The following is a 16,572-nucleotide window of genomic DNA, read 5'->3' as shown; positions in this document are numbered from 1 at the left end:
GGGAAACCGGCGAGGAGGGGCGCTGCGCGATGAAGAAGCTGCTGGACGACCCGAACGAGGCGGTGACGGACTCGCTGCGCGGCCTGGGTCTCGCGCACGCCGACATCCTGGCGGTCCGGCACGACCCGACGTACGTGGTGCGGGCCTCGGGGACACCGGCCGGTCGGGTCGGCGTCGTCAGCGGGGGAGGCTCCGGTCACGAACCCCTGCACGTGGGGTTCGTGGGCGAGGGGATGCTCGACGCCGCCGCTCCCGGGGCGGTGTTCACCGCGCCGAGCCCGGACCAGGTGGCCGCCGCGGTGCGGGCCGCCGACGGCGGGGCGGGCGTGGTGGTGATCGTGAAGAACTACACCAGCGACGTGCTGAACTTCGAGGTGGGTGTCGAGATCGCCGAGGAGGCCGGGGCCCGGGTGGCCACGGTCCTGGTGGACGACGACGTCGCGGTCGAGGACTCCGTCTACACGGCGGGTCGGCGAGGTGTCGCGGGCACCCTGTTCGCGGAGAAGATCGCCGGCGCGGCCGCCGCGCGGGGCGCCGGCCTCGACGAGGTCGTCGCGGTGACCGAGCGTGCCGTCTCCCGGGTGCGCACGATGGGCGTGGCGCTGACGTCCTGCACCGTGCCGCAGGTCGGTCGGCCGGGGTTCGACCTGCCCGACGACGAGGTCGAGATCGGGATCGGCATCCACGGGGAGCCAGGACGCTACCGGGTCCCGGCGGCGGGGGCGGGCGACATCTGCCGCCGGCTCGTCGACGCCGTCCTGGACGATCTCGCGCTGCCGGTGGGCGCGCAGGTCCTGCTCCTGGTCAACGGGATGGGTGGTACGCCGTCGAGCGAGCTGTACGTCGCCTACGCACGGGCCCGCGACCGGGTCGAGGAACGTGGCCTGGAGGTCGCACGGTCCCTCGTCGGGACGTTCGTGACCTCGCTGGAGATGCAGGGGGTCTCGATCTCGGTCGCGCTGCTCGACGACGAGCTGACGGCGCTGTGGGACGCCCCGGTGCGGACAGCGGCGCTGACGTGGTGACGCGGCTCGACGTCGCGTGGGCCGAGCGGTGGGTCCGCCGCGCGGCCGCGGAGATCCACGCCCGGCGCGACGAGCTCACCGAGCTGGACCGGCACGTCGGCGACGGGGACCACGGGGCGAACCTGGACCGGGGCTTCGCCGCCGTCGTCGCGCGGCTGGACGAGTCGGACGGCGCCCCGCGGCAGACCGTCGGTCAGGTGCTGGGCCTGGTGGCCACGACCCTGATGTCGACCGTCGGGGGAGCGGCGGGTCCGCTGTACGGGACCGCGTTCCTGCACGCCTCGCGGGTCACGGGGCGGGCGTCGCTGGACGCGACGGGCGTCGTGGCGCTGGTCGAGGCCGCGGCGGACGGCGTCGTGAGCCGGGGGCGGGCGGAGGTCGGCGACAAGACGATGGTGGACGCCTGGGAGCCGGCCGTGGAGGCCGCGGGCCGGGCCGTCGCCTCGGGCGACCCGGTCGACGTGCTGCGCGCGGCGGCCGACGGTGCGCGCCAGGGCGCAGCCTCGACGGTCCCGCTGGCCGCGGCGAAGGGGCGTGCCGCCTACCTGGGTGGGCGCAGCATGGGCACCGAGGACCCGGGGGCGCGGTCGACGGTCCTGCTCCTCCAGGCGGCCGTCCAGGCCGCCGTGGTGGTCGACGCCTCGAACGACGTCTCTGGCGGTGCCGCGAACGGTGCCTCGAACCGTGCCTCGAACCGTGCCTCGAACGAGGCGGCGTCATGACGGTCGGTCTGGTGCTGGTCTCGCACTCGGTCCGTCTTGCCGAGGGCACCGCCGAGCTCGCCGCGCAGATGGCCCCCGACGTGGTGGTGGCTCTGGCGGCGGGGGACGTCGACGGAGGTCTCGGCACGTCCTACGGGCTGGTGGTCGAGGCGTTCGCGGAGGCGTTCGCGCAGGTGGACGAGGTGGTGGTGCTGGCGGACCTCGGGTCGGCGGTCCTGACGGTCGAGAGCGTCTTCGACGTCGACCCGCAGGTGCCCGCCCGGGCGCGGCTCGTGTCCGCCCCCTTCGTCGAGGGGGCGGTGGCCGCCGCGGTGACGGCCCAGCAGGGCGCATCGCGCGAGGCGGTGGTGCGGGCCGCCGAGAGCGCGGCCTCGTCGATCGGGCCCGGTCCTGTCCTGGAGCTCGTCGAGGCGTCCGCGTCGGACAGCCCGCCGGCGGTGGCGACCACGACGCACGGCGAGGTGGTCCCGGCGCCGGGTCCGACGTCGTCGGGCAGCCCGGACGAGGTGCACGCGCGGGTGCGGCTGCGCAACCCGCTGGGTCTGCACGCCCGACCCGCTGCCGTCGTCGCGCGGGCGGTGGGTGAGCTCGGCGTGGACGTGAGGATCGACGGCGCGGACGCCGGGAGCGTGCTCCAGCTGATGTCGCTGGGCACCTCCGAGGGCCAGGAGATCGTGGTGGCGGCGCGAGGGCCGGGCGCCCAGGGTGCCGTCGCGCTGGTGGTCGGGCTCGTCGAGGGGGGCTTCGGCGAGGTGTGAGCGGGCCCACGAAATCATGCATTGACTGCAAAGTTGCACACACTGCATGATTCGGTCCGTGAACTCCTCCGCAGACGTCGGACTGCGCGAGCGCAAGAAGCGCGAGCGCTCCGCCGAGATCGTCGACGCCGCGCAACGGCTCGTCCTCGACCGCGGCCTCGACGACGTCACCGTCGAGGAGATCGCGGAGGCCGCCGGCATCTCGCCGCGCACGTTCTTCAACTACTTCGAGACCAAGGACGACGCGGTGCTCGGCCAGTCCACGGCGGAGCTCGGCGAGGACTTCGCCCGCACGTTCGTCGACGGCGGACCGACGGGCGACCTCTGGACCGACGTCGAGCACCTGGTCCTGGAGCTCGTGGACCACGCCGGCGACGGCGCCCGGGTGCGGCGCGCGTTCGAGCTCATGCACGTCGAACCCCGTCTGCTGGCCCGGCACGTCGCCTGGATCGAGACCTACCGCGGCCGCGTCACCGACCTCTTCGCCGAGCGGCACGCCCGCCGCCCCCTGCCCGCCTCCGCCGACCTGTGCTCCCTGATGACCTTCACCCTGCTGCGCGTCGCCGGCCAGCGCTGGGAGGCCGCCGGGCGCACCGGCACGCTCGCGGAGCACCTGCACGACGCCGTCGCCGAGATCGTCGCGCTGGCCCGCGCCTGACGGGCGCCACCCGCCCGACCCCCGACATCCACCACCCACCGCACCGAACGAGGTTCCCATGGCCCACCCGCCCGCACCGGCGCCCGACAAGCCGCTCGTCGTCCTGACGCAGCGCACCGTCTGGCTGATCTTCGGCGCCCTCCTGGCGTCCATGTTCCTGTCGTCCCTCGACCAGACGATCGTCGGCACCGCGATGCCGACGATCGTCGGCGAGCTGCACGGCGTCTCCCACCAGGGCTGGGTCATCACCGCCTACATCCTCGCCGTGGCGATCGCGATGCCCCTGTACGGCAAGTTCGGCGACCTGTACGGCCGACGCTGGCCGTTCCTCGTCGCCATCGGGCTGTTCACCGTCGCGTCCGCCGGCGCGGGCTTCGCGGACTCCATGGGGGCGCTCGTCCTGTGGCGTGCCGTCCAGGGCCTCGGCGGCGGCGGGCTGATGATCCTGTCGCAGTCGATCATCGCGGACATCGTGCCCGCCTCCGAGCGCGGGAAGTACATGGGTCCGCTCGGTGCCCTGTTCGGCGTCTCCGCGGTGCTCGGGCCGCTGCTCGGCGGCTGGCTCACCGAGGGTCCGGGCTGGCGCTGGGCGTTCTGGCTCAACATCCCCATCGGCATCGCCGCCTTCGCGATCGCGTGGCTCACCCTCAAGCTCCCCACGCACCGCTCCTCGCGCCCCGTGGACCGCGCCGGCATCGTCTCGATGGCCCTCGCCACGACCGGCATCGTGCTCGTCACGAGCTGGGAGTCCCTCGTCGACGGCGGCTACGACTGGTCCGACTGGCGCCTGTCCGGTCTCGTGCTGCTGACCCTGGCCGCCGTCGCGACGTTCGTCGTCGTGGAGAACCGGGCCGCCGAGCCCCTCATCCCGCTGCGGCTGTTCAAGAACCGCACCTTCACGATCACGACCCTCATCGGCCTCGTGCTCGGCATGGGCATGTTCTCCGCGATGGCGATGATCCCCACGTTCCTGCAGATGTCCACGGGCGCCGGGGTCACCGAGTCCGGCTGGCTGATGCTGCCGATGATGGCGGGCGTCATGCTCACCTCCATCGTCTCCGGCATCGCCGTGTCGAGGACGGGTCGCTACAAGGCCTACCCGATCGTGGGGCTCTCGGTCGTGGCCGCCGCGATGGTGTGGCTGACGACCCTGTCCGGCGACATGTCCATGTGGCTGTTCGGCACCATGATCTTCACCCTCGGTGCGGGCATGGGCCTGGTCATGCAGGTCATCGTGCTGGCCGTGCAGAACGCCGTCGACCCGCACGAGCTCGGCACGGCGACCAGCGCGAACAACTTCTTCCGCGAGATCGGTGCGGCCGTCGGGACCGCGCTGTTCACCACGATCTTCACCACCCGGCTCACGGACAACCTCGCCGAGGTCTTCGCGGGCGCCCCGACGGACGCCACGGCCGGCGGTCAGGACAGCCTGACCCCGGCCCAGGTGCAGGCCCTGCCGGAGCCGCTGCGCACCGGTGTCGTCGACGCCTTCGCCGACGCGCTCGCGCCGTCCTTCTGGTACCTGGTCCCGCTCGTCCTGGTCGGCCTGGTCCTGGCGTTCTTCCTGCCCGTCATCAAGCTGTCCGACGTCGCGGGGATGGTCGCGCGCGGCGAGGCGGTCACCGACCAGAAGGACCTGCCCGTGCCGGGTGAGGTGGCGGGTGCTGAGTCCGGCACCGGGTCCGGCACAGCGTCCGGCACCGGGTCCGGCACAGCGTCGCCGGCCGCGACCGGGGGCCGCGCCCCGGCGGATACCCTGGACCGGTGAGCCGCAAGAAGGACGACCGCCCCCGCGAGGGCGACACGATCATGCCCCGCAAGCCCGCCAAGGTGCAGTTCGCCGCGACGGTGCTGCAGCTCGAGGCGTTCGTCGTGGCGTTCGCCGCCGTGGCCCTGCACGGGCTGCGGGAGTCGGTGTACGAACGTGGTCCGCTCGCCCTGGACCCGACCACCACGTGGATCGTCACCGGTGTGCTGTTCGTGGTGCTGATCGCGCTGTCCCGGATGGTCGCGAGCCCGGGCGGGTACCTCGCCGGGTCGGTGGTGCAGGTGCCGGTGCTGGCGCTGGGGCTGCTGCTGCCCATGATGTACGTCGTGGCCGGGGTGTTCGTCATCATGTGGTGGGTGGCGTTGCGGCTCGGCGGCCGCATCGACGCCGAGCGCGCCGCCTACGACGCCGAGCACCCGGAGACTGCGCCGAACGTGTGAGCGTGGCGGATAGGGTTGCGGCATGAGCGAAACCACCACGCCCGCCGTCGAACGCACCCTCGTCCTCGTCAAGCCCGACGGCGTCCGCCGCGGCCTGTCCGGGGAGATCCTGCGTCGCATCGAGGCCAAGGGGTACGTGCTCGCGGCCGTCGAGCTCAAGCACGCGACCCCCGAGCTGCTGGCCCTGCACTACGCCGAGCACGAGGGCAAGCCGTTCTACGCCCCGCTGGTCGAGTTCATGCTCTCCGGTCCGGTGCTGGCCGTCGTGGCCGAGGGCCAGGGCGTCATCGCCGGGTTCCGGTCGCTCGCGGGAGCCACGGACCCGACGGCCGCGGCACCGGGCACGATCCGCGGTGACCTGGGTCGTGACTGGGGCCTGAAGGTGCAGCAGAACCTCGTGCACGGCTCCGACTCGACGGAGTCGGCCGAGCGCGAGATCGCCCTCTGGTTCCCGGAGGTCTGACCGGCCGCCCAGCCGGCACCCCGCAGGCACGACGGATGCCGCCCCGGACCGCTCCGGGGCGGCATCCGTGCCGTGTGCAGGGATCACCGCGGCAGGTCCCCGACGATCCGGCCGACGGCGGCTAGGCTCGCCGCGTGCACCTCAAGACGCTCACGCTCCGAGGCTTCAAGTCGTTCGCCTCGGCGACGACGCTGAGCTTCGAGCCGGGCATCACGTGCGTGGTCGGCCCGAACGGCTCGGGCAAGTCGAACGTCGTCGACGCCCTGGCCTGGGTGATGGGCGAGCAGGGTGCCAAGACGCTGCGCGGCGGCAAGATGGAGGACGTCATCTTCGCCGGCACGTCCGGGCGGCCGCCGCTCGGCCGCGCCGAGGTCGCGCTGACGATCGACAACACCGACGGCGCGCTGCCGATCGAGTACACCGAGGTGACGATCTCGCGCACGCTCTTCCGTTCCGGAGGGTCGGAGTACGCGATCAACGGCAGCTCGTGCCGGCTGCTCGACATCCAGGAGCTGCTCAGCGACTCCGGCATCGGCCGGGAGATGCACGTCGTCGTCGGCCAGGGGCAGCTCGACGCCGTCCTGCGGGCGACGCCGGAGGACCGGCGAGGCTTCGTCGAGGAGGCGGCCGGGGTCCTCAAGCACCGCAAGCGCAAGGAGAAGGCGCTGCGCAAGCTGGAGGCCATGCAGGGCAACCTCGCGCGCCTGACCGACCTGACCGCCGAGCTGCGCCGCCAGCTCGGCCCGCTGGGACGTCAGGCCGAGGCCGCACGCCGCGCCCGCACCGTGCAGGCCGACCTGCGTGACGCCCGGTCCCGGCTGCTCGCCGACGACCTGGCCCAGCTCGGGGCGCAGCTCGAGCAGGAACGGTCCGACGAGGCGGCGCTCAAGCAGCGGCAGGAGGCCGTCCAGGAGTCGCTCTCCGGGGCGCGCGACCGGCTCGCCCGGCTGGAGGCCGAGCTGTCGAGGGTCGCCCAGGTGGCCTCCCGGGCAGCGGACACCTTCCACGGCCTGTCCGGCGTGCGCGAACGGTTGCGCGGCCTGGCGTCCCTCGCGGACGAGCGTGTCCGGCTCCTGGGCGTCGTCGAACCGGCACCGCGGGGGCAGGACCCGGACGAGCTGGAGGCGCAGGCCGAGCGGGCGCGGGCGTCCGAGGCAGAGCTGGCCCGCGAGGTCGAGATCGCCCGCACGGCCCTCGGTGAGGCGGAGGCGGCACGTGGCGAGGCCGAGCAGGCCGCCGCGGCCGTCGAGCGGGAGCTCGCCGCGCTGCAGCGCGGTGCGGCCGACCGTCGCGAGGGCCTGGCACGGCTCGCGGGCCAGGTCGCCGCGCGCCGCAGCCGCGTGGAGTCCGCCGACGCCGAGCTGGAGCGGGTGCGCGCCGGGCTGCAGGAGGCCGAGGACCGGGCCGCTCGCGCCGCCCGCGACTTCGCCGAGCTGGAGGCGCAGGTCACCGGCGCCGAGGCCGGCGAGGAGGGCCTCGACGCCGAGCACGAGGCGGCGGCCCAGGCCGTCGACGCGGCCGACGCCGTCGTGCGGGACCTCGAGTCCGGGGCGAGCACCGCAGAGCGGGACCGTGCCACCTGGACGGCGCGGGTCGAGGCGCTCGAGCTCAGCCTGGACCGCAAGGACGGCGCAGGTGCGCTGCTGGCCGCGGACCAGCCGGGCGTGCTCGGTTCGGTCGCCGCGCTGCTCGGGGTCGAGCAGGGGTACGAGGAGGCTGTCGCGGCCGCGCTCGGCCCGCTCGCCGACGCGGTCGCGGTCGAGTCGCTCGGGGCGGCGGTCGACGCGCTGCGGCTGCTGCGGGACGACGACGCCGGTCGGGCCGGGCTCGTCGTCGGCGGCGTGGTCGGCCCCCCGGTGGGTGCCGATCCGGTCGACGTGCCGGGCGCGGTGCGCGCCCTGGACGTCGTGACGGTGAACGGCCCCGCCGCGGCCGCGCTGCGCACGCTGCTGGCCGACGTCGTCGTCGTGGAGGACCTCGCCGAGGCGCGCGACCTGGTCACCCGGCGGCCCGACGTCGCGACGGTGACGCGCGCGGGCGACGTCCTCGGTGCGTCACGGGCGTCCGGCGGGTCGGCCGCCGCTCCGAGCGTGCTGCACCTGACGAACGCCCTGGACGAGGCGCGGGCGGGTCTGGACGACGCCCGGGCGCGTGGCGAGCGGTGCGAGGCCGAGCTGGTGGGCGCGCGCGAGGCGCTGGCCGCGGCGCAGCAACGGCACGACGCCACCCTGGAGCGGCTGCACGAGTCCGACGCCGCCCTCGCGGCCGTGGCCGAGCAGCTGGGCACCCTCGGTGCGGCTCGGCGGGCGGCGCAGACGGAGGCCGGGCGCCACCGCGAGGCGCTGGCCCAGGTGACGCAGCGGCGTGATGCCGACACCGCCGAGCTGGCGGGGCTGGTGGAGCGGCTCGAGGTCGCCGAGGCGGAACCGACCAGGTCGCAGGAGGACCTGGAGTCGGTGACCCGGTCGCGCGACGAGGCCCAGGCCGCGGCGACGTCGGCGCGCCAGACCGAGACGGAGGCGCGCCTGGCGCTGCGCACGGCCGAGGAGCGGGCCCGAGCGGTCGCCGGCCGGGCGCACGGGCTGGCGCGGGCCGCCGAGCAGGAGCGCCGGGCCCGGCGCGAGGCCGAGGAGCGGGCACGACGCCGCGCTTCCGAGGCCGAGCGGGCGGCCGTGGTCCGCGAGGACGCGCGCACGGCCCTGGACCTGCTCTCCGCGTCGTCGGAGCGGGTGAGCGCCGAACGGGCCGAGGCGGAGGCCGAGCGCGACCGCCGGCGCGGCGAGCGGGCGCAGGTGCGCGCACAGGTCGAGACCCTGGACCGCGAGCTGCGCGACCTGACCGACGTGGCGCACCGCGACGAGGTCGCCCGTGCACAGCAGCTCGCACGCCTCGACCAGCTGCGCGCCCGCGCCGTCGACGAGCTCGCCACGGACCCCGACGTGCTCGTCGAGGAGTTCGGGCCGCACCGTGACGTCCCGGTGCTGCCGGGCCCCGACGAGGCGGGGCAGGCAGGGGCCGGTCGGGGTGAGGCCGGCCAGGGTGAGGCGGACGACGAGGAGCAGGCTCCCCGCGCCGTGCCCTACGTGCGGGCCGAGCAGGAGAAGCGGCTCGCCGTCGCCGAGCGCGCCCTGCGCAAGATCGGCACCGTCAACCCGTTGGCGCTGGAGGAGTTCGCCGCGCTGGAGGAACGCCACCAGTTCCTGAGCACCCAGCTCGCCGACCTGCGCAAGTCCCGCGAGGACCTGCTGCAGATCGTCGCCGAGATCGACGACCGGGTGCAGCAGGTGTTCGCCGAGGCGTACCAGGACACCGCCGCCCAGTTCGAGAGGGTGTTCGCCCGGCTCTTCCCCGGCGGCGAGGGGCGTCTGGTGCTGACCGACCCCGGCGACCTGCTCACCACGGGCATCGAGGTCGAGGCGCGGCCCGCCGGCAAGAAGGTCAAGCGGCTGTCGCTGCTGTCCGGCGGGGAACGGTCGCTGACGGCCGTGGCGTTCCTCGTCGCGATCTTCAAGGCGCGCCCGAGCCCGTTCTACGTGATGGACGAGGTCGAGGCCGCCCTGGACGACGTCAACCTCGGTCGCCTGCTCGAGATCTTCCGCGAGCTCCAGGAGGACTCGCAGCTCATCGTCATCACCCACCAGAAGCGCACGATGGAGGTCGCGGACGCGCTGTACGGCGTCACCATGCGCGGCGACGGTGTGACCACCGTCATCTCCCAGCGACTGCGCGAGACCGCAGAGGCCGGGTGACAATATCGCCATGGTCACGTTCGTCGTCTGGCTCGTCATCTCGCTGCTCCTCGCGGGCGCCGTGTTCCTCGTGGCCAGCGTCATGGAACGCCGCGAGGGCGACGAGGACGTGCGCGGTCTGCGCGCGTTCGTGCGCGACTTCCGCGCCGGCCTGCGGCTGCGTCAGGACGCCGCGCCGCGCCCGACGGACACCGACATGGACGACTTCTTCGCCGCGAACGTCGAGACGGCGCCGGGCTACGTCGACGCCGAGGAGCTCACCGAGGTGCTCTACCGCGCCCAGGTCCGTGTGCGCCACCCGCACCAGGAGTCGCACCGCACCGACGCCTGACCCGGTCGCGCCGGGCACGTGACCCGGTCGCGCCGATCTCCTGGCCCGTCGCGCCGACACCGGTGCCCCGCGTCTGGGAGACTGGGGCACCGTGACTGACTACACGTGGCTCTGGATCGTCCTCGGTGTCCTGCTCGTCGCGGGCCTCGGCTCCGCCCTCGTCGTGCCGCGGCTGCGCCGCAGGTCCGACGCCGCACCGGGGCCGGCGTCCACCGACGAGGTGGTGTCCCCCGACGGTGGAGCGGCGTCGGACGCGTCGGCGACCGGCACGGTCGTGATCGCACCGGAGGCCGCCGTCGAGGCGCCCGCGCTCGAGACGCCCGAGCCCGCGGCCGGACGGATGGTCCGGCTGCGCGACCGGCTGGCCCGGTCGGGGTCGCCGCTGGGCGCGCGGCTGCTGGCGATGCTGTCGCGCGACGAGCTCACGGCCGACGACTGGGACGAGATCGAGGAGACGTTGCTGCTCGCGGACCTCGGCGCGGGCCCGGCCGAGGAGCTGCTGGAGGCGCTGCGGACCCGGGTGCGGGTGCTCGGTCTGCGCGAGCCCGCCGCGGTGCGCGCGCTGCTGCGCGAAGAGCTCGTCAAGGTGGTCGACCCCACGATGGACCGCTCCCTCGCGCTGGACGGACCGGTGGTCGACGGCGTCGCCAAGCCGGCCGTCGTGCTGGTCGTGGGGGTCAACGGCACCGGCAAGACGACGACGGTGGGCAAGCTGGCGCGCGTCCTGGTGGCCGAGGAGCGGTCGGTGGTGCTGGGCGCCGCGGACACGTTCCGGGCGGCGGCCGCCGACCAGCTCCAGACGTGGGGAGCGCGCGTGGGCGTCCCCACGGTCCGGGCCGACCGGGACGGGGCGGACCCCGCGGCGGTCGCGTTCGACGCGGTGCGCCGGGGTACGGTCGACGGCGCGGACGTGGTCCTGGTCGACACCGCGGGGCGGCTGCAGAACAAGGCCGGCCTCATGGACGAGCTGGGCAAGATCACCCGGGTGATCACCCGGGAGGCGCCGCTCGGCGAGGTGCTGCTCGTGCTGGACGCGACCACCGGCCAGAACGGGATGCAGCAGGCGAAGGTCTTCGGCGAGGTCGCCGGCGTGACCGGCATCGTCCTGACCAAGCTCGACGGCACGGCCAAGGGCGGCATCGTCGTGGCGGTGCAGCGCGAGCTGGGCGTCCCGGTCAAGCTCGTCGGTCTCGGTGAGGGTCCGGACGACCTGGCGCCGTTCGAGCCCGAGCAGTTCGTCGACGGCCTGCTCGGCTGACCGTCGCGCCGTGTCGCGGGACGGACACGGTGAGGTCACGGGCCGATCACGACGGCGCCCGAATCGTCTCGATGGGTGGACCGAAACTGGATGTTTACCCCAGGGCGAGGTTCGTCACACGGCTGTAACACCCTCTCTGTCCGGACGAAACGCTGCGACGCCACGGTGGTCTCCGACCGGCCACACGGGCTGGCGAGGGGAGATTGACAGATGGTGGAGCTGGATACCGGAGCTACCGCGTGGATGCTGACGTCAGCATCGCTCGTGCTCCTGATGACGCCCGGCCTGGCGCTGTTCTACGGCGGCATGGTCCGGGGCAAGTCCGTCCTGAACATGATGATGATGTCCTTCGGTGCCATCGCGGTCACGGGCGTGGTCTACGTCCTGTGGGGCTGGTCGATGTCCTACGGCAGCGACATCGGCGGGATCATCGGCAACCCGTTCGACCAGTTCGCGCTGCAGGGTGCGATCTACGACGACGCCGGCCAGTTCCTCATCGACGACTTCGGTGTCCCCGGCATCGTCGGCGTCGGCTTCCAGGCGACCTTCGCCATCATCACCGTGGCGCTCATCTCCGGTGCGATCGCGGACCGCGTGAAGTTCGGCACCTGGATGGTCTTCGTAGCCCTGTGGGTCACCTTCGCCTACTTCCCGATGGCCCACATGGTCTGGGGCGGCGGACTGCTCTCGGGTGAGGGTCCGTTCGTCATCGGGGACGCCGCGCCGATCGACTTCGCCGGTGGCACCGTGGTGCACATCAACGCCGGTGCGGCCGCGCTGGTCCTGGCGCTCGTCGTCGGCAAGCGCAAGGGCTTCGGCACCGAGCCGATGCGCCCGCACAACCTCACGCTCGTCATGCTCGGCGCCGCGCTCCTGTGGTTCGGCTGGTTCGGCTTCAACGGCGGCTCGGCCTTCACCGCCGACGGCTTCGCCGGCCTCGCCTGGGTCAACACCACGGCCGCGACCGCTGCTGCGATCCTCGGCTGGCTCGTCGTGGAGAAGCTGCGTGACGGCTCCGCCACCTCGCTCGGTGGCGCCTCGGGCATCGTCGCCGGTCTGGTCGCGATCACGCCGGCTGCCGGTTCCGTCAGCCCCCTCGGCTCCCTCGTCATCGGCGTGGTCGCCGGTGGCCTGTCGGCCTTCGCGGTCGGCCTGAAGTACAAGCTGGGCTACGACGACTCGCTCGACGTCGTCGGCGTCCACCTGGTCGCCGGTCTGTGGGGCACGCTCGCCATCGGCTTCCTCGCCACGGAGACGGGCCTGTTCTACGGTGGCGGCGTCAACCAGCTCGCCGTCCAGGCGATCATCGCGATCGTCGCGATCGTCTTCTCGGCAGTCGTCACCTTTATCCTGGCGATCATCCTCAAGGCCACCATGGGCTGGCGGGTCTCCGAGGAGGTCGAGGTCAACGGGATCGACCTCGCCGTCCACGGTGAGTCCGCGTACGAAGGGATCTCGTCGGGTTCCGTCATCAAGGAGGTCCGCGCATGAAGCTCGTCACCGGAGTCATCCAGCCCCACCGTCTCGACGACGTGAAGTCGGCCCTGGAGGCCGCCGGCGTCCGAGGGATGACCGTCAGCGAGGCCAGCGGCTACGGTCGGCAGAAGGGCCACACCGAGGTCTACCGCGGTGCCGAGTACACCGTCGACCTGGTGCCCAAGGTCCGCATCGAGATCCTCGTCGGCGACGCCGACGCCCCCTCGATCGTCGACGTCGTGGTCAACGCGGCGCAGACGGGCAAGATCGGTGACGGCAAGGTCTGGACGGTGCCGGTCGACGACGTCGCCCGCGTCCGCACCGGCGAGCACGGCGACGCCGCGCTCTGACGATGACCGACCACCCGACACCGGGCGGTCCGCAGCAGGCCCCGCACCCCGCCCCCGGGGTGCGGGGCCCTGTCGTGGGACTGCGCGAGGACCTGCTCGCCGCCGCCACCGACCTCACCGGCCCCGGACGTTCCGGGGTGGCCCGTCGGGCCACCCTCCAGCAGATCGTCGTCGACCGGCTCGGGCCCCTGTATGCCGAGGCGACCGCCGACGTCGACCCGACCGGGCTGGCGCTGGCCGCCGTGGGCTCCCTGGGCCGTGGTGAGCTGGGTCCGCTGTCCGACCTCGACCTCGTGCTCGTGCACGACGGCCGCACGCACAAGCCCGACGAGCTCGCCACCGTGGCCGAGCGACTGTGGTACCCCCTGTGGGACTCCGGGGTGGACATCGACCACGCCGTGCGCTCGCTCAACCAGACCCGCCAGCTCGCGATGCGCGACCTGCCTGCCGCCGTCGGCTGGCTCGACGTGCGGCCCGTGGCGGGCGACGCCGTGGTGGTGCACCGGGCGGCGTCCGGGATCCTCACCGACTGGCGCTCCGCGTCCCGGCGGCGGCTGCCGGAGCTGCTGTCGTCCGTACGGGAACGCGCCGAGCGCTCCGGCGACCTGGCGTACCTCATCGAACCGGACCTCAAGGACGCCCGTGGCGGCATCCGCGACGCCGTCGTCCTGTCCGCGCTGGCGGCCACCTGGCTGACGGACCGCCCGCACGGCCGGGTGGACTCCTCGTACGCGCACCTGCTCGACGTGCGCGACACGCTCCAGGTCGTCACCCGGCGCCGCGCCACCCGGTTGCTGCTGGCCGACCTCGACGAGGTCGCCGCGCTGTGCGGCCACGACGACCCGGACGAGCTGCTCGCCTCCCTCGCCGAGGCTGGGCGCGAGATCTCGTTCGCGCTCGACTCCACGATCCGCCGCGCCCGCCAGGCGCTGCAGCGCCCGGCCGCCCGCAAGCCCGTGCTGGTCCGCGGGCGCCGTCAGCCGCCGCGGCTGCGGTCGGTGGGGGACGGGCTCGTGGAGCACGACGGTGAGCTCGTGCTCGGCGTCACGGCCGTCCCGGCCGAGGATGCGGGGCTCTCGCTGCGCGCGGCCGCGACCGCAGCACGCACCGGTCTGGTGCTGTCACCGGTCACCATGCAGTCCCTGGCGGAGTGCCCGCCGCTGCCCGAGCCGTGGCCGGCGCCCGCGCGTGCCAACCTGCTGACCCTGCTGGGGTCGGGGGCCGCCCAGGTCCACGTCTGGGAAGCACTCGACCTGGCCGGGGCGGTCACGACGTGGATCCCGGAGTGGTCCGGGGTGCGCAACAAGCCGCAGCGTGCGGCGATCCACCGGCACACGGTGGACCGGCACCTGGTGGAGACCGCCGCGCTGGTGGCGGGCGTCCGCAAGGCGCAGATCGCTCGCGGCGTCCCCGCGGAGCTGCTGCCGCTCGACCTGCTCGCCGTGACCGCCGTCCTGCACGACATCGGCAAGCGGCGCGACGCCGTCCACGACGACCACTCCGACGAGGGAGCCCGCGTCGTGGGCGCGATCGTGCGCCGGATGGGCTTCGAGGAGACCTTCGTGGCCGACGTCGAGCTGCTCGTGCGCCAGCACCTGACCCTCGCCGGTCTGGCGACGCGGTCGGACCCGCAGGACCCGGCGACCGTGGAGAGCCTGCTGGTCGCGCTGGACCGTCGCGGGGACCTGCTGGAGGTGCTGCGCGCCCTGACCGAGTGCGACGCCACGTCGCTCGGACCGGCGGGCTGGACGGGGTGGCGGGCTAGCCTCGTGGACGAGCTCACCTCCCGGGCGCGGGCCGTGCTGGCCGGGGAGCCCGCAGAGGCGCCCGCCGAGGGGCAGGCCGAGGAGGCAGCCGCCGACGGCCGGTAGGCTGGGGGACCGCACGCTATCCATCCCGTGAAGAGGACCACCTGGTGTTCAACTCCCTGTCGGACCGGCTCACCGCCACCTTCAAGAACCTGCGCGGCAAGGGTCGGCTCTCCGAGGCGGACATCGACGCGACGGTGCGCGAGATCCGTCGCGCCCTGCTCGACGCCGACGTCGCGGTGCCGGTCGTGCGCGAGTTCACCGCGGCGGTGCGCGAGCGGGCGCTCGGCGCGGAGGTCTCCGGTGCGCTGAACCCGGCCCAGCAGGTCGTCAAGATCGTCAACACCGAGCTGGTCGAGATCCTCGGCGGCCAGACGCGCACGCTCCAGCTCGCCAAGACGCCGCCCACGGTGATCATGCTGGCGGGCCTGCAGGGCGCCGGCAAGACGACCCTGGCGGGCAAGCTCGCCCTCGCGCTGAAGGAGCAGGGCCACACCCCGCTGCTCGTCGCGGCCGACCTGCAGCGACCCAACGCGGTCACCCAGCTCTCGGTCGTCGCGGACCGCGCCGGGGTGCCGGTCTTCGCCCCCCACCCGGGCAACACGAGCGGGGCCGACGCGGAGACCGGGGCCGTCATCGGCGACCCGGTCGGTGTCGCCCGTGACGGCGTCGCCCAGGCGCGTGCGCGCCAGCACGACGTCGTCATCGTCGACACCGCGGGCCGGCTCGGCGTCGACCAGGTCCTCATGCAGCAGGCCGCGGACATCCGCAGCGCGATCACCCCGGACGAGGTCCTCTTCGTCATCGACGCGATGATCGGTCAGGACGCCGTGAACACGGCGCAGGCCTTCCTCGAGGGCGTCGACTTCACCGGTGTGGTGCTGTCCAAGCTCGACGGCGACGCGCGCGGCGGTGCGGCCCTGTCGGTCGCGAAGGTCACGGGCCGGCCGATCATGTTCGCCTCGACCGGTGAGAAGCTCACCGACTTCGAGGTGTTCCACCCCGACCGCATGGCCTCACGCATCCTCGACATGGGCGACGTGCTCACGCTCATCGAGCAGGCGGAGCGCGCGTTCGACGCCGACGAGGCCGAGCGGATGGCGGCCAAGGTCGCCGGCGGCGAGGACTTCACGCTGAGCGACTTCCTGGTGCAGATGCAGCAGATGAAGAAGATGGGCTCCATGAAGAAGATGCTCGGCATGATGCCGGGCATGGCCCAGATGCGCGAGCAGCTCGAGAACTTCGACGAGCGCGAGGTCGACCGGGTCGAGGCGCTGATCCAGTCGATGACGCCCGCCGAGCGCGACAACCCGAAGATCATCAACGGGTCGCGCCGTGCGCGTATCGCGCGTGGTGCCGGCCAGACGACGGCCGCGGTCAACGGGCTCCTCGACCGGTTCTCCCAGGCCCAGAAGATGATGCGCCAGATGTCCAAGGGCGGAGGGATGCCGGGCATGCCCGGCGGGATGCCGGGGATGCCGGGTCTGCCCGGGGGCGGCAAGAAGGCGCGCGGCCGCCAGCAGCCCGCCAAGAAGGTCAAGGGGAAGTCGGGCAACCCCGCCAAGCGGGCCCAGCAGGAGAAGGACGCTCTGCAGCGCGCCCTCGGGGGCGGTGCGAAGCCGTCCGCCCCGGCCGGCTCCGCGTTCGGCGTCCCGAAGGACCGGGAGGCCGACGGCGGCGCGGACCTGGACAACCTGCGGCTGCCGGGTGACCTGGGCAAGCTGCTCGGGGGCGGTCGCTGACCGGGGGTTGCCGCCGCGAGGTGT

General features: G+C 73.6%; 14 protein-coding genes. All 14 read left to right on the top strand.

Annotated elements, in window-relative coordinates:
* The first annotated feature begins 29 nt into the window (after positions 1 to 29).
* The 14 genes from dhaK to ffh all read left to right on the top strand — a co-directional run bounded on the left by dhaK (position 30) and on the right by ffh (position 16,548).
* Positions 30 to 1,025: a dihydroxyacetone kinase subunit DhaK gene (gene dhaK, locus ACNHYB_RS05185; protein ID WP_418277335.1), complete on the top strand. Its 996-nt coding sequence runs from the start codon at positions 30 to 32 to the stop codon at positions 1,023 to 1,025.
* Positions 1,022 to 1,747 carry a dihydroxyacetone kinase subunit DhaL gene (gene dhaL, locus ACNHYB_RS05180; RefSeq protein ID WP_418277334.1) on the top strand — a complete coding sequence of 242 codons (726 nt, stop codon included), beginning with the start codon at positions 1,022 to 1,024 and terminating at the stop codon, positions 1,745 to 1,747. The genes dhaK and dhaL overlap by 4 nt, the downstream gene beginning before the upstream one ends.
* The gene (gene dhaM / locus ACNHYB_RS05175; protein ID WP_418277332.1) at positions 1,744 to 2,505 is read left to right on the top strand and encodes a dihydroxyacetone kinase phosphoryl donor subunit DhaM; all 762 of its coding nucleotides are present in this window, start codon (positions 1,744 to 1,746) and stop codon (positions 2,503 to 2,505) included. Before dhaL ends, dhaM begins: the two co-directional genes overlap by 4 nt.
* Positions 2,506 to 2,563: 58 nt before the next feature.
* Entirely contained in the window at positions 2,564 to 3,163 is a 600-nt protein-coding gene (locus ACNHYB_RS05170) for a TetR/AcrR family transcriptional regulator (RefSeq protein WP_418277330.1), read from the top strand.
* A gap of 58 nt (positions 3,164 to 3,221) precedes the next feature.
* Positions 3,222 to 4,931 carry an MDR family MFS transporter gene (locus ACNHYB_RS05165; protein ID WP_418277329.1) on the top strand — a complete coding sequence of 570 codons (1,710 nt, stop codon included), beginning with the start codon at positions 3,222 to 3,224 and terminating at the stop codon, positions 4,929 to 4,931.
* Positions 4,928 to 5,371 carry a DUF4233 domain-containing protein gene (locus tag ACNHYB_RS05160; protein ID WP_418277328.1) on the top strand — a complete coding sequence of 148 codons (444 nt, stop codon included), beginning with the start codon at positions 4,928 to 4,930 and terminating at the stop codon, positions 5,369 to 5,371. Before ACNHYB_RS05165 ends, ACNHYB_RS05160 begins: the two co-directional genes overlap by 4 nt.
* A 22-nt stretch (positions 5,372 to 5,393) precedes the next feature.
* A complete protein-coding gene (gene ndk, locus ACNHYB_RS05155) occupies positions 5,394 to 5,834 on the top strand; it encodes a nucleoside-diphosphate kinase (RefSeq protein ID WP_418277327.1) in 441 nt (146 codons plus the stop codon).
* Between the two features lie 134 nt (positions 5,835 to 5,968).
* Positions 5,969 to 9,583 carry a chromosome segregation protein SMC gene (smc, locus tag ACNHYB_RS05150; RefSeq protein ID WP_418277326.1) on the top strand — a complete coding sequence of 1,205 codons (3,615 nt, stop codon included), beginning with the start codon at positions 5,969 to 5,971 and terminating at the stop codon, positions 9,581 to 9,583.
* A 10-nt stretch (positions 9,584 to 9,593) separates the two neighbouring features.
* Entirely contained in the window at positions 9,594 to 9,914 is a 321-nt protein-coding gene (locus tag ACNHYB_RS05145; protein ID WP_418277325.1) for a hypothetical protein, read from the top strand.
* 91 nt (positions 9,915 to 10,005) lie between these two features.
* Entirely contained in the window at positions 10,006 to 11,172 is a 1,167-nt protein-coding gene (gene ftsY / locus ACNHYB_RS05140) for a signal recognition particle-docking protein FtsY (RefSeq protein ID WP_418277324.1), read from the top strand.
* Between the two features lie 243 nt (positions 11,173 to 11,415).
* Positions 11,416 to 12,663 carry an ammonium transporter gene (locus tag ACNHYB_RS05135; protein WP_418277322.1) on the top strand — a complete coding sequence of 416 codons (1,248 nt, stop codon included), beginning with the start codon at positions 11,416 to 11,418 and terminating at the stop codon, positions 12,661 to 12,663.
* The gene (locus ACNHYB_RS05130; protein WP_402467729.1) at positions 12,660 to 12,998 is read left to right on the top strand and encodes a P-II family nitrogen regulator; all 339 of its coding nucleotides are present in this window, start codon (positions 12,660 to 12,662) and stop codon (positions 12,996 to 12,998) included. The genes ACNHYB_RS05135 and ACNHYB_RS05130 overlap by 4 nt, the downstream gene beginning before the upstream one ends.
* 2 nt (positions 12,999 to 13,000) lie before the next feature.
* Complete coding sequence (locus ACNHYB_RS05125) at positions 13,001 to 14,869, top strand: DUF294 nucleotidyltransferase-like domain-containing protein (RefSeq protein ID WP_418277321.1); 1,869 nt, start codon at positions 13,001 to 13,003, stop codon at positions 14,867 to 14,869.
* Positions 14,870 to 14,913: 44 nt separating this feature from the next.
* Positions 14,914 to 16,548, top strand: a complete 1,635-nt coding sequence (gene ffh / locus ACNHYB_RS05120) for a signal recognition particle protein (protein ID WP_418277320.1) — start codon at positions 14,914 to 14,916, stop codon at positions 16,546 to 16,548.
* Positions 16,549 to 16,572: the final 24 nt, after the last annotated feature.

This window comes from Isoptericola jiangsuensis (assembly GCF_048320105.1).
Taxonomy (GTDB): domain Bacteria; phylum Actinomycetota; class Actinomycetes; order Actinomycetales; family Cellulomonadaceae; genus Isoptericola; species Isoptericola jiangsuensis_A.
The sequence above is the reverse complement of the archived record's forward strand: the minus strand, read 5'-3'. Positions and strand labels throughout refer to the sequence as shown.